Origin of the sequence: Streptomyces sp. NEAU-YJ-81 (assembly GCF_017592595.1) — a bacterium.
Taxonomy (GTDB): Bacteria; Actinomycetota; Actinomycetes; order Streptomycetales; family Streptomycetaceae; genus Streptomyces; species Streptomyces hygroscopicus_B.
This window is the reverse complement of record NZ_JAGFNO010000001.1, coordinates 1154957-1170711: the sequence shown is the minus strand read 5'-3', so window position 1 is coordinate 1170711 and position 15755 is coordinate 1154957. Positions and strand designations below refer to the sequence as shown.

Annotated in this window: 14 protein-coding genes; 8 read left to right on the top strand and 6 right to left on the bottom strand. The window is 70.8% G+C overall.

All coding sequences use genetic code 11. From position 1 onward, the window contains the following. Positions 1-102 precede the first annotated feature (102 nt). Positions 103-1002: a L,D-transpeptidase family protein gene (locus J5X86_RS05055; protein WP_243979263.1), complete on the top strand. Its 900-nt coding sequence runs from the start codon at positions 103-105 to the stop codon at positions 1000-1002. Between the two features lie 238 nt (positions 1003-1240). Here J5X86_RS05055 and J5X86_RS05050 read toward each other — a convergent pair whose 3' ends face one another. The 4 genes from J5X86_RS05050 to J5X86_RS05035 form a co-directional block, all read right to left on the bottom strand. Then, on the bottom strand, positions 1241-2419 hold the full coding sequence (locus J5X86_RS05050) for a hypothetical protein (protein WP_208515535.1): 1179 nt from the start codon (positions 2417-2419) through the stop codon (positions 1241-1243). After that, complete coding sequence (locus tag J5X86_RS05045; RefSeq protein WP_208515534.1) at positions 2419-3102, bottom strand: RNA polymerase sigma factor; 684 nt, start codon at positions 3100-3102, stop codon at positions 2419-2421. Before J5X86_RS05045 ends, J5X86_RS05050 begins: the two co-directional genes overlap by 1 nt. Positions 3103-3162: 60 nt before the next feature. Continuing rightward, complete coding sequence (locus tag J5X86_RS05040; RefSeq protein ID WP_208515533.1) at positions 3163-4239, bottom strand: DUF4328 domain-containing protein; 1077 nt, start codon at positions 4237-4239, stop codon at positions 3163-3165. 329 nt (positions 4240-4568) lie between these two features. Next, the gene (locus J5X86_RS05035; protein WP_208515532.1) at positions 4569-6212 is read right to left on the bottom strand and encodes a glycoside hydrolase family 20 protein; all 1644 of its coding nucleotides are present in this window, start codon (positions 6210-6212) and stop codon (positions 4569-4571) included. A 316-nt stretch (positions 6213-6528) separates the two neighbouring features. Between J5X86_RS05035 and J5X86_RS05030 the strand changes: the two genes are divergently transcribed. From J5X86_RS05030 to J5X86_RS05005, 6 genes are all read left to right on the top strand, one after another. After that, positions 6529-7080: a 2-oxo-4-hydroxy-4-carboxy-5-ureidoimidazoline decarboxylase gene (locus J5X86_RS05030; protein WP_208515531.1), complete on the top strand. Its 552-nt coding sequence runs from the start codon at positions 6529-6531 to the stop codon at positions 7078-7080. Between the two features lie 156 nt (positions 7081-7236). Then, positions 7237-7617, top strand: coding sequence for a succinate dehydrogenase, cytochrome b556 subunit (sdhC, locus tag J5X86_RS05025; protein WP_014061379.1), 381 nt, complete (start codon positions 7237-7239; stop codon positions 7615-7617). Positions 7618-7622: 5 nt separating this feature from the next. Next, complete coding sequence (locus J5X86_RS05020; protein WP_208515530.1) at positions 7623-8093, top strand: succinate dehydrogenase hydrophobic membrane anchor subunit; 471 nt, start codon at positions 7623-7625, stop codon at positions 8091-8093. Positions 8094-8117: 24 nt separating this feature from the next. Next, entirely contained in the window at positions 8118-9872 is a 1755-nt protein-coding gene (gene sdhA / locus J5X86_RS05015; RefSeq protein WP_208515529.1) for a succinate dehydrogenase flavoprotein subunit, read from the top strand. Next, positions 9872-10645 carry a succinate dehydrogenase iron-sulfur subunit gene (locus tag J5X86_RS05010; protein WP_119989364.1) on the top strand — a complete coding sequence of 258 codons (774 nt, stop codon included), beginning with the start codon at positions 9872-9874 and terminating at the stop codon, positions 10643-10645. The genes sdhA and J5X86_RS05010 overlap by 1 nt, the downstream gene beginning before the upstream one ends. A gap of 193 nt (positions 10646-10838) precedes the next feature. Further along, the gene (locus J5X86_RS05005) at positions 10839-12230 is read left to right on the top strand and encodes a VanZ family protein (protein WP_208515528.1); all 1392 of its coding nucleotides are present in this window, start codon (positions 10839-10841) and stop codon (positions 12228-12230) included. A gap of 36 nt (positions 12231-12266) precedes the next feature. Here J5X86_RS05005 and J5X86_RS05000 read toward each other — a convergent pair whose 3' ends face one another. Further along, positions 12267-13985 carry a metallophosphoesterase gene (locus tag J5X86_RS05000; RefSeq protein WP_208515527.1) on the bottom strand — a complete coding sequence of 573 codons (1719 nt, stop codon included), beginning with the start codon at positions 13983-13985 and terminating at the stop codon, positions 12267-12269. Positions 13986-14031: 46 nt separating this feature from the next. After that, on the bottom strand, positions 14032-14283 hold the full coding sequence (locus J5X86_RS50420; protein ID WP_243979262.1) for an SCO4848 family membrane protein: 252 nt from the start codon (positions 14281-14283) through the stop codon (positions 14032-14034). Between J5X86_RS50420 and J5X86_RS04995 the strand changes: the two genes are divergently transcribed. Beyond that, positions 14282-15715, top strand: coding sequence for a D-alanyl-D-alanine carboxypeptidase family protein (locus tag J5X86_RS04995; protein WP_374229219.1), 1434 nt, complete (start codon positions 14282-14284; stop codon positions 15713-15715). The genes J5X86_RS50420 and J5X86_RS04995 overlap by 2 nt on opposite strands. Positions 15716-15755 lie beyond the last annotated feature (40 nt).

The following is a 15755-nucleotide window of genomic DNA, read 5'->3' as shown; positions in this document are numbered from 1 at the left end:
TTCTCCCGGTACGGGGCCTTGCTCACAGCATGCGTCGATGTTCGCCTCCTGGCAGCTTCGGGAAGCATTCAGAGCAAAAAGATCAGGGAGTGGGGGGTTCAGATGCACCGGACAGCGGTGGTCGGCACGGCGCTGGCCACGGCCACGGCGGCGGCACTGGTCGCGGGGTGCCGGGCGGGGGAAGCGACCGTGGACGGCCGGGGGCAGGAGAGACCGCAGGCCCGGGCCAGTACGAGCACACCCGCGCGGGAGACCCCCCGGCCGCATCGCACGTTCACGCACAAGGCCAAGCCCAAGCCCAAGCGGGTCGTGGTGCCGCCGCAGCGCACCACGACGCCCGTCACACCGCGGCGCACCGCGCCGAGGGTGGCCCCGCCCGTGATCGCCGTCGGCACCAGCGGGGACCGGGTGCGCGAGCTCCAGGCGCGGCTGCGCGCGCTCGGCCTCTTCAACCGGAACCCGACGGGCTACTACGGCACGATCACGCAGGCGTCCGTCAGCGCGTACCAGCGGGGCCACGGCCTCTCGGTCACCGGCTCGGTGAGCCGGCGCACCTGGACCTCACTGCGCTCGGCGACCAAGACGCCCACACGCGACCAGCTCTATCCGCCGACCACTCGTCCGCTGGCCAAGCCGGATCCGCGGTGCCTGACCGGCCGGGTGCTGTGCATCAGCAAGACCAGCCGCACCCTGGCCTGGATGGTCAACGGGCGGGTGGTGTCGGCGATGGATGTGCGCTTCGGCTCGGAGTACACCCCGACCCGGGAGGGGCTGTTCCAGGTCAACTTCAAGAGCCGGGACCATGTGTCGACGATCTATCACACCCCGATGCCGTACGCGATGTTCTTCAGCGGCGGCCAGGCGGTGCACTACTCGTCGGACTTCGCCGCCCGCGGCTACAGCGGTGCCTCGCACGGCTGCGTGAACGTCCGCGACAAGAAGAAGATCGCCGCGCTCTTCGGGAAGGTCAAGGCGGGCGACAAGGTCGTGGTTTACAAGTAAGGCCGCGACCATCAATTGAGCAACCCCGGTGGCGAGGACCCGGTCCGCGAGAGCGGCGCCGGTTCAGGCGCGAAGAGGGGGCGGCGCGGGCAGAGCCGGGGGAACGTGCTCTGCCCGCGCCGAATGCGCGGAGCCGTCGGTACGGGGGGAACCTCGGCTCCCGCGCGGCCGATGACCAGTCGGCCCATTTCTTTCAGCGTCACCGCTGAAAAAAACGTCACACCTGGGTGCCGGAGTCTCAGTCGGCACCCGTTTCCGTGGCCGTCACGGGGTCCGTTGACGCCGTGGAGTCACCTGCGGGCGTCGGTGTCGTGGTGACGGTCGGCGTGCCGGTGGTGCCGGTGGTGTCGCTCGGCGGAGGCGGGGGCTGGGGGACCGTGGTGTCGTCCCCGCCACCTTTTCCCGAATCGCCACCGGAATCGCCGCCGCCGCCCGAACCGCCGCTGTCACCGGAACCGGAGCCATCGGACCCGCCGATGCCGCCGCCGTTGTCCGAACCGCTGTCAGTGCTGTTGTCGCCGCCGCCGTTTTCCGTGCTCTCGCCGCTGTCGTCGCTGCGCGGGGCGCCCGTGCTGTCATCGGCGAGGATCTGGGTGCAGTAGCCGTGGATGGCGGACGCGCTGCCGGCCGCCTTCGTCAGCTTCTTCAGCGACTTCCTGTCGAGGTCCACGCCCGCCAACTCCGCGGCCAGGTAGCGGGGGCAGACGCGGAGGGCCCATCTCGGGGTGCTGTGCTTCCCCTTCGACGAGGGGTCCTTCGCCTTCCCGTCCTTGCCCTTGTCGTCGTCCGCCGGATCGGAGGGGGCGGTTCCGCCCTGGGCGCCGTTCGAACCCACGTCGCTGGCATCGTTGTCGCTTGAACCACTGGGACCGGGCGCCGTCGTACCGCCGTCCTCGGAGATCTCCGGGTGGGCGGATTCCCCGCCGGGTCCGGCGTCCGACATGCTCACCGAGGGGCCCGGAGTGTGGTGACTCGGCCCGAACGGGGTGGGCAGCACACCCGCCGCGGCCGCGACCGCGAAACCGCTCAGCGCACAGCCGGCCACCATCGCGATCATGCCCGCCCGCAGCGGGCGGCGCAGTCGCGGCTGTCTCTCTCTCAACTGCCGGATCCGCTGTGGCCGCCGGGCCACGCCCGGCTCGGCGACGGCTTCCACTGCGGCCTCGACCTCGACACGGGCGGCCCGGAAGGCGGCCATGGCCGCTTCCTCGCCCGGAAGCGCGGACACGTCGGAGGGGGCCGCCGGGCGGCCCGCTCCGGCGACGGCGCTGAGCACGGCTGCCAACCGCTCCGCTTCGGCATATGACTCGTCGCCCCGGCCGTCGGGAGCCCCGGGCTGCCCCTCGACCGGTTCGCCGCGAAGCAACCGCTCCGCGGCACTGTCATCCAGCCAGCTGTAGCGGTGGTCTTCGGCCATCACATGTCCTTCTGCGTTGGCGCGCATGAATCCGTCACACCAGCAGACTTCGCCACACCCGGCTTGGTTGCCCCGCCGCCGTGTGACTCGCGTTGCCCCGGGATCCCCTCGAGCACCGCCGGATCGCCCCCCGCCGCCGGGCCGATCAAGTCGGCGAGCCGCCGCAAACCCCGGTGGGCGGCCGTGCGCACCGCCCCCGGCCGCTTGCCCAGCACCGCGGCCGCGCTCTTGGCGTCGAGGCCGAGGACCACCCGGAGCACCACCGCCTCGGCCTGGTCCTGCGGTAGCTGGGCGATCAGCCCGAGCGCCCGGCCGGTGCCGAGGGCCTCCATCGCCTCACCGGCCGTGTCCGCGTCGGACGCGCGGAACTCCAGCTCCGACTCGTCGCCGCCGATGGCCGGGCGGCGGCCGCGCATCCGTATGTGGTCCAGTGCGCGATTGCGGGCTATCCGGGCCGCCCAGCCCCGGAAGCGGTCGGCGTCTCCGCTGAAGCGCTGCAGGTCACGGGCGATCTGCAGCCATGCTTCTGAGGTGATGTCCTCCGCGTCTCCGTCACCGACCAGCGTGCGCACATAGCCGAGGAGACGAGGGTGCACGGACCGGTAGACGGTCCGGAAGGCGGTCTCGTCCCCTTCCTGCGCCGCGAGTACCGCGGCGGTCAGTTCCGCGTCGTCCGCCTGCACGCTCTCTTCCTGCCCCACTCGGAGAATCCGTGGTCCAGTCGATTCCGGCGTAGCCGCGGGCTAGCCCTGCCCGTAGGGCGGGTACTGCTGACCGGGCTGGCCGGGTGGCGGGGTCGGCGGCATCTGGGGGGCACCGTACGGGCCGGGCCCGGGGGCCGGGGCGCCGTACGGGGCCGGTCCGGGGCCCGGGGCGCCGTACGGGTTCGGCGCCGGCATGCCGTACGGAGCCGGGCCGCCCAGCTGCGGGGGCAGCGAGGCGCGCTGCTCCTGCATCGCGGTGATCTGCCGGACCAGCAGCAGCGCGAGGACCGCCGCGGCCATGAAGATCACGATCGCGAACATGTCGAAGGCCAGGATGGAGTGCAGGCTCTCGATGTCGCTCTTCGCCTCGGAGGGAGAGGGGGCGTAGTCGTCGCCCTCCACCTTGCCCCGCAGCAGGTTGTAGCGGATGCCGCCGATGGCGTTGGTGACCAGCGCGACGATCCAGGTGACCCACCAGCCGTTGAGCAGACCGCGGCTGACGGCGTGCGGCCCCTGCGGGGAGCTGGCGCGCCAGATGTCGTTGGCGATCTGCTTGGGGAACCAGAAGTTGACGACGGGGGTGAACCATGAACCGGCCGCCCAGCCGCTGCTGAAGCGGTGCTGGCCGGGCGCGAAGACCTCGGCGTTCAGCCGCAGCCGCCGGAACCAGATCGCCCAGACCACGGCGATCGCGACGGTGAGCAGCGAGTAGATGACCTGCGCGGTGGTGAAGAGGTCGTCGGCGTCGTTGAGGTCGTCCTCGGTGATCGAGACGGACTTGCCCTCGACCGCGTCCAGCATGTCCCCGATCACGCTGTACTGGCCGGAGCGCCCCACGAAGAGGAAGATGAGCGCCGGCAGCGCCACGCCGAAGAGCGCGACGAGCGTGGTGGAAAGCCCGCGCCGCAGATCGACCCCGCCGGTCGGCATGCCCATGGGCGGGCCGGCCGGGTAGCCGCCGGGCGTCGGCGGCATCTGCGCCATCTGCGGCGGGACGGACGGCTGCTGCGGCGGCGCGGAGGGCTGCTGCTGCAGTTGCTGCTGGTACGTCCCGCATGCGGCACAGCGCCCGTCGGGGCCGACGGCGACAGCGCGGCAGTTCCCACACGGATACATGGTCTTTTGAGTCCCCCTGGGAACGTGACCCGCTGCGGGCCACGCGAGAAAATAAAGCCTCTGACCGCGCCCAGAGCGCGGACCTGCACGTTACGGGCATCCGACCGGTCAAGTCCAGAGCGGAACGGACCCTGGACGCGGGGTGAAGTCCCCGGTTTCGTGCAAGGGGAGGTGTGACGCAATCGAGGCGTGCGACGCTGTAAGGGGTGCGAGCCTCATGCGGGCTCTCCCTGATCGACGGTCGGGGCCTCTCCTGTGGGGGGTGGCGGCCCCGACCGTCCTTCTTTTCTCCCTCTGCTCTCCCGCTGCTCTCCCGCTCGGGCTCGCGCTCAGACCCCGAGCCGCTCGGCGAGCCGGGTGAAGTCGGACCAGCTCAGCGGCGGCTTCCCGGGGTCCCACACCCGCTGGGCCAGCGCCGCGAGCGGCAGCCGGATGCCCTGGGCCACCTGCGCGGGCGTCTGGGCCTCGGACCGGTCACCCCAGATGGCGAAACGGGCACCGAGGATCCGGTTCGGTCCGGTCAGGGACTTGTCGGCGACGGGCGTGGAGCTGCGCAGTACCGCGGGGGACCAACTCTCGTAAATGCGTTCGCCGGTCGGGTAGGTGAAGCCGCCGGGCTCGCCGAGGACGTAGTAGAGGTACGAGTCGTTGAGGTTGACCACCTTGCGGCCCTCCTTCAGATACTCCAGCGGCTGCCGTGCCGTCTCCTTCAGCCGTCCCGTCCAGTACTCGACCTCGATGTTCTTGTCGGGCTTGACGACGCCGCCGGCGAAGAAACCGTCGTTCCACGCCTTGGGCTGCTTGCCGAGCTGCCGCGCGAGCCGGGCCCGGTCGTTCAGCCAGCCGGTGACCAGGTCCTGCACCCGGGCGTTGGGGCCGTACTTCGCCTTCGCGGCGGCCACCAGCTTCGGGAACGACGCCTGGGGGTCCTTGACAGTCAGCGCGAGGTACTCATCGGCACCCAGATGCCACCAGCGGCCGGGGAAGAGCGGGGCGTACTCACGCATGAGCTGATCGACGATGCGGGCCGCGGCCGGATTGGAGATGTCCACCGACCCCTGGAACGAGGTGCCGCCCGCATTGCGCAGCTGGAGCTGCGGATGAGCCCTGATGACGGCGCCGAGGTGGCCCGGCGAGTCGATCTCGGGGATGACGGTGATGTGCAGCCGCTGTCCGAGCGCGACGATCTCCCGGACCTGGGCCTTGGTGAGGTGCTGGGCCGAGACGATCTCGGGGTGGCTGGTGCTCTGGATGCGGAAGCCCTGGTCGTCCGAGAAGTGCAGGGCCAACTGGTTGAGCTTGAGGTCGGCCATCTCGCGCATCCGGGCCTCGATCCACCCGGCCGAGAAGAACTTGCGCGCGATGTCCAGGTTGAGGCCGCGCTGGGCGCGCCCGGGCCGGTCGTGGATCACGCCTTCGGGGAGGCGGCCGCCGGAGCGCAGGGCCTGTTTCACGGTGCGGGTGCCGTAGAAGACGCCCGCGTCGGCCGGGCCGGTGATCCGGGCGCGGCCACCGCCGACCGTCAGCGTGTACGCCTCGCCGCCACCGCTCTGCCCCGGGTCGAGGGCGAGGGAGAGATCACCGCGGCGGGCGGTGCCGGAGGCGGTGCGCAGCCCCAGCTCCGCGGCGATCGTGCGGGCCTCGTCGGCGAGCGGGCCATCGAGGTCGGCCACCACCCGGCTGCCGCTGCCGGGTCGCCAGCCCGGGCCCGTGGCCGGGGTGAAGTCGCGGACGGAGGGGATGGTGCGGGGCGGGGCGGAGGCCGCCGTTCCGTGGGGCGAGGCGGAGGGGGAGCGCGCCGAGGTGGCGGTCGTGGCGTGCGCGGAGTGGGCCGGCGAGGAGCGGGTGCCGGCCTGGCCCTGGCCGCCGCCCGTCTGCTGACAGCCGAGGGCCGCCAGGACGAGGGTGGCGACGGCACCCGCGATGAGACCGCGGACGCAGGACGCCTTGGTGGCTCTGAGCGGCAATCCCATGGCGGTGTACCTCCTTAGGCCCCTCCCGCTTCGGGCATTCGGCCGTCTTTGGGCCGAAAAACACCCTGCGCCCCGAATGCCGTCCACTGCATGCAGTAAAACGTCCCCGTTCGGGTGATATCGCGTTCCCCCCGGCACACCCCCCTCCCCGCATCGTTAGCGTGTACTGCTCATACGCCCAGCCATGTCTCCCGCGCCTCTCCCGGGTGTCCGTTTCTCCCGGGTGTTCTTTCTCCTGGGCGTCCGCTCCCATGCGTGTCCCCTGCGTGCCGGAGGAGTCCACCGCGTGTCCGAGGAGTCCACGCTGTCCAGGTCCATGTCCAGGTCCAGGCCCACGTCCAGGTCCCGCGCCGCAGCCTCCCGCCTCGACCGGCTCAACACCGCCACCGCCGACGCGGCCGAGGCCGCGCTGCTCGCCTGTTGCGGCAGCCGCCGCTGGGCCCGGCTGATCGCGGCCCACCGCCCGTACCCCGATCTGGAGGCGCTGCTGGCCGCCGGGGACGAGGCCAGCTACGACCTCACCCCGGCCGATCTGGACGAGGCGCTCGCGGACGAGTCGGTCGTCGGCCATGAGCTGCCGCCCGCGGAGAGCCTGGGGTCGCCGGCCGCCCACACCGCGCTCCAGGCCGCCCATGATGCGTACGAACGTCGATTCGGTCACGTTTTCGTCATCTGTCTGGATGGTCTGCGGCCCGAGGAGCGGCTCGACCGGCTGCTGACCGGGATCCGGAACCGGCTGGGCAACGAGCGGGAGAGGGAGCGCGAGAACACCGCCGAGGAGCTGCGGCGCATCGCCCGCGGCAGACTCGTCCGGCTGGCCGCGAACACCTCCCGGTTGCCGGACGCGTCCGGGTTCCGTATCGCATGATCGCCCGTTCGTGCTTGATAGATCACACCTGAGCCCCCCGGACGAACCTGCCGACAGCACGTCGGTACGATGGCCAGGGCCGGTGGACCGTACCCGGCCGGGCCCGACCGACCGTGAAGCCGGCTGGCCCCAAATCCGCTTCCGGAGGGTTTTTCCGTGCCGGCTGGAACGCTGTATCGCGGCCGGGAAGGCATGTGGTCCTGGGTGGCTCATCGAGTCACCGGCGTCCTCATCTTCTTCTTCCTGTTCGTACATGTGCTGGACACCTCGCTGGTCCGCGTCTCGCCCGAGGCGTACGACAACGTGGTTGCCACCTACAAGAATCCCGTCGTGAACCTGATGGAGTACGGCCTCGTGGCCGCCATCCTGTTTCACGCCCTCAACGGCCTTCGCGTCATCGCCGTCGACTTCTGGTCCAAGGGAGCGAGGTACCAGCGCCAGATGCTCTGGGGCGTCGTCGGTATCTGGGTCGTGCTGATGGCGGGCGCCTTCTACCCGATCCTCCAGCACACGCTGCGCGAACTGTTCGGGAGCTGACGCACATGTCCGCCGAGACCACCACCCCCGCGAGCGACTCGGTCACCGGGTACGACGTGGATCATCCGGCCCCGGTCATCGAGCCGCCGCGGGCCCGTACCCGCAAGACGCCCAGGGCCACCCGTACGAACTTCGAGATGTACGGCTGGCTCTTCATGCGCCTGTCCGGCGTCCTGCTGGTCGTCCTGGTCCTGGGCCATCTGCTGATCCAGCTCGTGCTGGACGGCGGTGTCACCAAGATCGGCTTCGCCTTCGTGGCCGGTCGCTGGGCCTCGCCGTTCTGGCAGGCATGGGATCTGATCATGCTCTGGCTCGCCACGCTGCACGGCGCGAACGGCCTGCGCACGATCATCAACGACTACGCGGAGCGGGACACCACCCGCCTGTGGCTGAAGGCGCTGCTCTACACGGCGGCAGGATTCACCATCGTGCTCGGCACTCTGGTGATCTTCACCTTCGACCCGAACATCCGCTAGGCCCCGGGGCTGAGGTATCCACTCATGAAGATCCATAAGTACGACACCGTCATCGTCGGCGCCGGCGGGGCCGGAATGCGCGCGGCCATCGAGTCGACCAAGCGCAGCCGCACCGCGGTGCTCACCAAGCTCTACCCGACCCGCTCCCACACCGGCGCGGCGCAGGGCGGCATGGCCGCCGCCCTCGCCAATGTCGAGGAGGACAACTGGGAGTGGCACACCTTCGACACGATCAAGGGCGGTGACTACCTGGTCGACCAGGACGCCGCCGAGATCCTGGCGAAGGAGGCCATCGACTCCGTCCTCGACCTGGAGAAGATGGGCCTGCCGTTCAACCGCACCCCGAACGGCACCATCGACCAGCGCCGCTTCGGCGGCCACAGCCGTAACCACGGCGAGGCCCCGGTCCGCCGGTCCTGCTACGCCTCGGACCGCACCGGCCACATGATCCTCCAGACGCTGTACCAGAACTGCGTCAAGGAGGGCGTGGAGTTCTTCAACGAGTTCTACGTCCTGGACCTCCTGATGACCGAGGTCGACGGGGTCAAGCGCACCGCCGGTGTGGTGGCCTACGAGCTGGCCACCGGTGAGCTGCACGTCTTCCAGGCGAAGGCCGTCGTCTTCGCCTCCGGCGGCTGCGGCAAGTTCTTCAAGGTGACCTCCAACGCGCACACCCTCACCGGTGACGGCCAGGCGGTCGCCTACCGGCGCGGGCTGCCGCTGGAGGACATGGAGTTCTTCCAGTTCCACCCGACCGGCATCTGGCGCATGGGCATCCTGCTGACGGAGGGCGCCCGCGGTGAGGGCGGCATCCTCCGCAACAAGGACGGCGAGCGCTTCATGGAGAAGTACGCGCCGGTCATGAAGGACCTGGCATCGCGAGACGTCGTATCGCGGTCCATCTACACGGAGATCCGTGAGGGCCGCGGCTGCGGTCCGGAGGGCGACCACGTCTATCTGGACCTGACCCACCTGCCGCCGGAGCAGCTCGACGCCAAGCTGCCCGACATCACCGAGTTCGCGCGGACGTACCTGGGCATCGAGCCGTACACGGACCCGATCCCGATCCAGCCGACCGCGCACTACACGATGGGCGGCATCCCGACCAACGTCCAGGGCGAGGTGCTGTCGGACAACGACACCGTCGTCCCGGGCCTGTACGCGGCCGGCGAGGTCGCCTGCGTCTCGGTGCACGGCGCCAACCGGCTGGGCACCAACTCGCTGCTCGACATCAACGTCTTCGGCCGCCGGGCGGGCATCGCCGCCGCGGAGTACTCCGCCAGGGCCGACTTCGTCGAGCTTCCGGAGGACCCGGCCGCGTTCGTCCAGAGCCAGGTGGAGAACCTGCGGGACGCGACCGGCACCGAGCGGGTCACCGAGGTCCGCAAGGCGCTGCAGGAGACCATGGACAAGAACGTCATGGTCTTCCGCACCGAGCAGACGCTCAAGGAGGCCGTCGAGGAGATCGGCCACCTGCGGGCGCGGTTCAAGAACGTCAGCGTCCAGGACAAGGGCAAGCGGTTCAACACCGATCTGCTGGAGGCCATCGAGCTGGGCAACCTGCTCGACCTGGCCGAGGTCATGGCGATCTCGGCGCTGGCCCGCAAGGAGTCGCGCGGCGGCCACTACCGCGAGGACTACCCGAACCGCGACGACGTCAACTTCATGCGGCACACCATGGCGTACCGAGAGGTGGGCGCGGACGGCTCCGAGTCCATCCGCCTCGACTACAAGCCGGTCGTGCAGACCCGCTACCAGCCGATGGAGCGTAAGTACTGATGAGCACCCCCACCCTTGAGAAGTCCGACCAGGCCCCCGAGGCGGCCGACGCCACCGCCTCGCACCTGATCACCGTCACCTTCCGGATCCGGCGCTTCAACCCGGAGGTCTCGGACCAGGCGGTCTGGGAGGACTTCCAGATCGACATGGACCCGAAGGAGCGCGTCCTCGACGGTCTCCACAAGGTGAAGTGGGAGCTGGACGGCACCCTGACCTTCCGCCGCTCCTGCGCCCACGGCATCTGCGGATCCGACGCGATGCGGATCAACGGCCGCAACCGGCTGGCCTGCAAGACGCTGATCAAGGACATCAACCCGGAGAAGCCCATCACGGTCGAGCCGATCAAGGGGCTCACGGTCCTGAAGGACCTGATCGTGGACATGGAGCCGTTCTTCCAGGCGTACCGCGATGTGATGCCCTTCCTGATCACGACGGGCAACGAGCCGACGCGTGAGCGGCTGCAGTCCGCCGAGGACCGCGAGCGGTTCGACGACACCACCAAGTGCATCCTGTGCGCCGCGTGCACCTCCTCGTGCCCGGTGTTCTGGAACGACGGCCAGTACTTCGGCCCGGCGGCGATCGTCAACGCGCACCGCTTCATCTTCGACTCCCGCGACGAGGGCGGTGAGCAGCGGCTGGAGATCCTGAACGACAAGGACGGCGTCTGGCGCTGCCGCACCACCTTCAACTGCACCGAGGCGTGCCCGCGGGGCATCGAGGTCACCAAGGCCATTCAGGAGGTCAAGCGCGCTTTGATCACGCGCCGCTTCTGAGACACGGAGCCTTTGGGCTCGGAGCTTGCCTTTGGCTCTGGGCTTGTGGCTCCGAGCTTGTGGCTCGGAGCTTGTGGCTCGGAGCTTGTGGGCGAGGGCCCCGCTTCCCGGATTCCGGGGGCGGGGCCCTTGTCGTGTGCCGTGCCCCGTCCGCTATACACGCGATGTATACACATGACGTATAGTCCTGCGCATGGCCACCGCCTACCTTCTGCCGATCAAGACCGCCGCCGCGCTCTTCCCGCTGCTGGCACTCTTATTGCTGCTGCCGACAGCCGTCGTCCTGTACCGCCGTCATGGCGTGATGTCCCGGGGGCGGACGCTGTCGCTGTACGGCTTCCTCTACTACTCGCTCACCGCCTTCTGCATGACGATCGTGCCGCTGCCGAAGCAGACCGGCGACATGTGCGAGCGGTTCGCACCCGTGGCCCATCCGCAGTGGATGCCCGGGAACACCTTCAGCGACATCTGGAAGGAGGCCCACCACAAGGTCGGGCTCAACTCGCTGGTCCTCCAGAACCCCGCCGTGGCCGGGACCGTCTTCAATCTGCTGCTGCTTCTGCCGCTCGGCGTCTTCCTGCGCTACCACTTCGGGCGCTCGCTGCGCGCCACCGCCGTGATCGGCTTCGTGGTCTCGATGTCCTTCGAGCTGACGCAGTGGACCGGAGTGTGGGGCCTGTACAACTGCCCGTACCGCCTCTTCGACGTGGACGACCTGATCGTCAACACGGCGGGGGCGGTGGTCGGTTGGCTGCTGGCCGGGCCGGTCGCGCGGATGCTGCCCGCCCTGGAGGCGCTGGACGGGCGGGCGCTGGCGGCACGTCCGGTGCCCTTCGGGCGGCGGCTTACGGCGCTGGTCGTGGATGTGGCCGGATATGTCGTCGCATCGGTGTTTGCCGCGGCCGTGATGACCTATCAGGGCGGCGCGGCCCCCTCATGGATACCGGTGGGAATCTTCGTGGCCTGGTTCATCCTCCTGCCGCTGGCGACCGGCGCGACCCCCGGAAAGCGGCTGTTGCTGCTGAAGCTGGTGTCGGACGACGGCGGCCCGCTGGTGCCCTGGCGGCTGACCCTGCGCGCGCTGCTGCTCGGGGCGCTGGTGATGCCGTTCCTGTCGGGGCTGTTCCTGGCCATGCTGACCCTGCTGCACGAGCCGTGGCCGTCCGGTCTGTTCGCCACCGTCCGCGACTCGGGCGCCCAGGGCGCGGCGGCGGTCCTTACGGCGCTGAGCCCCATCCAACTGCTGGCGGTGGTGACCGGGTTCGCACTGACCGCCACCTGCGTACGGAAGACGCTGCGCCACCCGGACCGGCTGGCCCCGCACGACCGTATCTCGGGCATACGCAACGCCCCGCTGCCGCACCGCCGCGCCAAGCGGGCCGGCGCGCAGGGCGGCGGCGTACGGGCTGCCGCGCAGACCGCCGACCAGTCGGGGCCGGTCGCGGTGGCGGTGGCGGCCGACGACGACGCACCGGCGGGGGACCTCGACCGTCCGCTGGTCAGCACGGGTCCCGTCGGTCCCAGCGGTCCTACCGGTCCCTCCGGCTCGGCGGAGGTTCAGCGGTCCGCCGCCGACTCGCGCTGATGCGGGGTGGGGCCGGGATGGCGGGCGCTCAGGCGCTCAGGTACGGGTCGAGGCCAGCTCCACGACGGTGACGTCCGGTGGCGCCCCGACCCGTACCGGCGGGCCCCAGGCGCCCGCGCCGCGGGTCACATAGAGCTGGGTGTCGCCGTACCGCTCGAGACCGGCGGCGGTGGGGTTGGCGAGCTCGGCCACATAGGTGCCGGGCCACACCTGACCACCGTGGGTGTGGCCGGACAACTGGAGATCGACGCCCGCCTTCACCGCGTCGTGGATCACCACGGGCTGATGGGCGAGCAGCACGGAGGCACGCGAGCGGTCGCGGTCGCCGAGCGCCTTGCCGAAGTCGGGGCCCTGCCCCTCGCTCTCGCCCGCGACGTCGTTCACCCCGGCGAGATCGAAGCCGGGCAGCTCGGTGCGCTCGTTCTCCAGGGGACGCAGGCCCAGCTCGCGCACATGGTCCACCCACTCCTCGGCGCCCGAGTAGTACTCGTGGTTGCCCGTGACGAAGTAGCTGCCGTGACGGGCGCGCAGCGCGCGCAGCGGCTCGGCGGCAGGGCCGAGGTCCGCGACGCTGCCGTCCACGAGGTCGCCGACGACGGCGATGAGGTCGGGGTTGGTGCGGTTGACCGCCTCGACGACCCGCTGGGTGTGGGCGCGGCCCAGGATCGGCCCGAGGTGGACATCGCTGACGACGGCGATCCGGAAGCCGTGCGCCTGGCGCGGCAGCTTGGCGAGCGGCACGGTGACCCTCTTGATCCGCGGCCCGCGCAGCACGGTGTTCGTCCCGTACCCCACCGTTCCGGCAGCCACGGCCGTGGCACCGACGGCCACGGCCCGCGCGACAAACAGCCGCCGGGAGGCGGCGGGCGCCGGGCCGTCCGCAGCGGCCTCCGCCGCCCCGCCCGAGACGCTTCCGGCCGCCGCCGCTCCGCTCGCCACAGCCGCGCCCTCGCCGTCCCCGACCGCGTCCTTCACCAGGCCCGCAGCGCCTTCCGACGCCCGACCCGTGGGGCCGTCCAACGCGCCCACCGGGCTGTCCACGGCGGCCCTGCCAGCCCAGCCCGCGCCGTCTCTGGCCGCCACCGTGCCGCTTGCCAGAGCTGTGGCCCCGCCGTCGGGCACCACCGTCGCGGCGGCCCCGCTGCCGTCGGCGAGCGCCGTCGGCACCCCGCCCGACGCCCCCTCGGATGCCACCGCCCCACCGCCGACGTTGCTCGCGACGGCGCCGACGGGGCCATCCCCGCCCGCGCCGTCCCCGGCCGCCGCGCCCTCGCGGCCCTCCGCGCGGACGGCCGCCGGGGCGGGGCCGACGGCGCCGGTGTCGTCGGCGGTCACCGCCGAACCGGCATCCGCTGTCCGCCCGGCGGCGGCAGCCGCCTCCGCATCCGCCGCCGGGCCCTCGGTCGACCGCACATCAGCGGGCTTGACGGAGTCACGACGGCTCAGCCATGCGCGCAGCAAGGGCCGCACCGCCTCGCCCACGAGCAGGACGAGGGTCAGGTACAGGAGCAGGGCGAGCCAGAGGTAACCCGGCCAGGCCAGGACGCGCTGGAGCGCGAAGGGCGCGCCCGCACGGCCCGAGATCACCGCGCCGACGCTCATCAGCGGCAGTACGAAGGCCGCCGCCGTGCCCGTGCGGCGCACCCACCCCCCGCGCGCCGTCGTGTCGCCGACCAGCCGCCGCCACACATACCAGTGGACGCCGGTCAGCAGACCCATGACGGCCAGCGCGATCAGGACGTAGAGCACGACCATCCCCGGTCCCCTCCCCTAGCGACTACCCGACGGCTGCCCGGAACGGCTACTCGGAGGCGTCGTTTCGACGCAGAGCGCGCATCCCACGCAACCCGATCACCCCGATCGCCGTCCCCAAGAGAAACGAGGTGATCGCGAGCAGCAGATGCACCCAAAAGTACGTGGTGGGGTCGCCGGAGTCGTCGAAGGCGAGTCCGCTGGCGTCCTTCCACAAATTTTTGACAAAGGTGAACCAGATGACCCAGCTCCAGACCCCGAAGGCGAGCAGGAACCAGGACACGGGGCGGCTGAGCTTCATGGGTTCCAGTATGGGCACGGCCCCGGATACCTCCACGCGGGGGTCTGCCGTCAATACGTCGGCGCTGCTGTCGCTCTCCTCAGCGACGCCAGGTACGTTCACCTCCGTGCCCACACCTTCCTTCACCAGCACTCACGTCCGAGACCGCACCCGTAAGAGCACCGGCAAGAGCACCCGCACGAGCAGTCGCCGTACCCCCGCCCGCCGCGCCGCCGCGCCGCTGGCCGCCACCGCCGCCGCCCTCCTGCTGTGCGGGCCGCTCGCCGCAGCCCCGGCGCACGCCGCCGATCAGCCGGGCGGCTCCACCGACGCGGTCAAGCCGCCCGCCCATATGTCCACGGTGGGCGGGAAGCGGCTCGGCCGCCCCGGCACCCAGGTGGACCCCAAGGCGGGGGCGCCCGCGCTGCCCAAGAAGCTCAGCGGAAAGTCCTGGCTGGTGGCCGACGCCGAGTCCGGTGATGTGCTCGCCTCGCACAATGCCCACTGGCAGCTCCCGCCCGCGTCCACCTTGAAGATGCTGTTCGCGGACACGCTGCTGCCGAAGATGCCGAAGACGAAGACCCACAAGGTGCAGCTGTCCGACCTGGAGGGGATGGGTGAAGGCAGCAGCCTGGTCGGCGTCAAGGAGAACTACACCTACTCGGTCCACGACCTGTGGCTCGGCGTCTTCCTGCGCTCGGGCAACGACGCGGTGCATGTGCTGTCGGCCATGAACGGCGGTGTCCCGGCGACCGTAAGCGAGATGCAGGCACACGCGAAGCATCTGAACGCCGGGGACACCCATGTGGTCACACCCGACGGCTACGACGAGAAGGGCCAGGTCAGCAGCGCGTACGACCTGACCCTCTTCGCCCGCTCGGGGCTGCAGAAGGCGGACTTCCGGGAGTACTGCTCGACGGCGACCGCGCAGTTCCCCGGCACGTTCGAAAAGGGCAAGAAGAAGCGCTCCAGCTTCGGCATCCAGAACACCAACCGGCTGCTGACCGGCTTCGGCGTCGAGCCCTACAAGGGCATCGCCGGGGTCAAGAACGGCAACACCACGAACGCGGGCGCCACCTTCACCGGGGTCGCCCAGCGCGGAAGCCGGGTGCTGCTGGTCACCGTCATGAATCCGCAGGAGAAGGAGGCGAACGAGGTCTACAAGGAGACCGCGAGGCTCTTCGACTGGGGCTTCAAGGCGGCGGGCTCGGTGAACCCGGTCGGGACCCTCGTCCGCCCCGGCGCGGCGGGCGCGAGCCACCCCTCGGCCGGCGGCGAAAACGGCCACAAGCACGCCCAGGCGTCCGTCTCCACGGACGACGGGGGCTCCGGCGGGGCATGGACCGCGGTGGGCATCGCGGGCGGCTCACTGGCGCTGCTGGGCGCGGTGGCCTTCGGGGTGCACCGCCGCTGGCCGCTGCCGGAGCTGGTGCGGCGCCGCTCGCGCGACTGAGCGAGCCCTTACCGCCGAGCCGGCCCTCTTACGGTCGCCG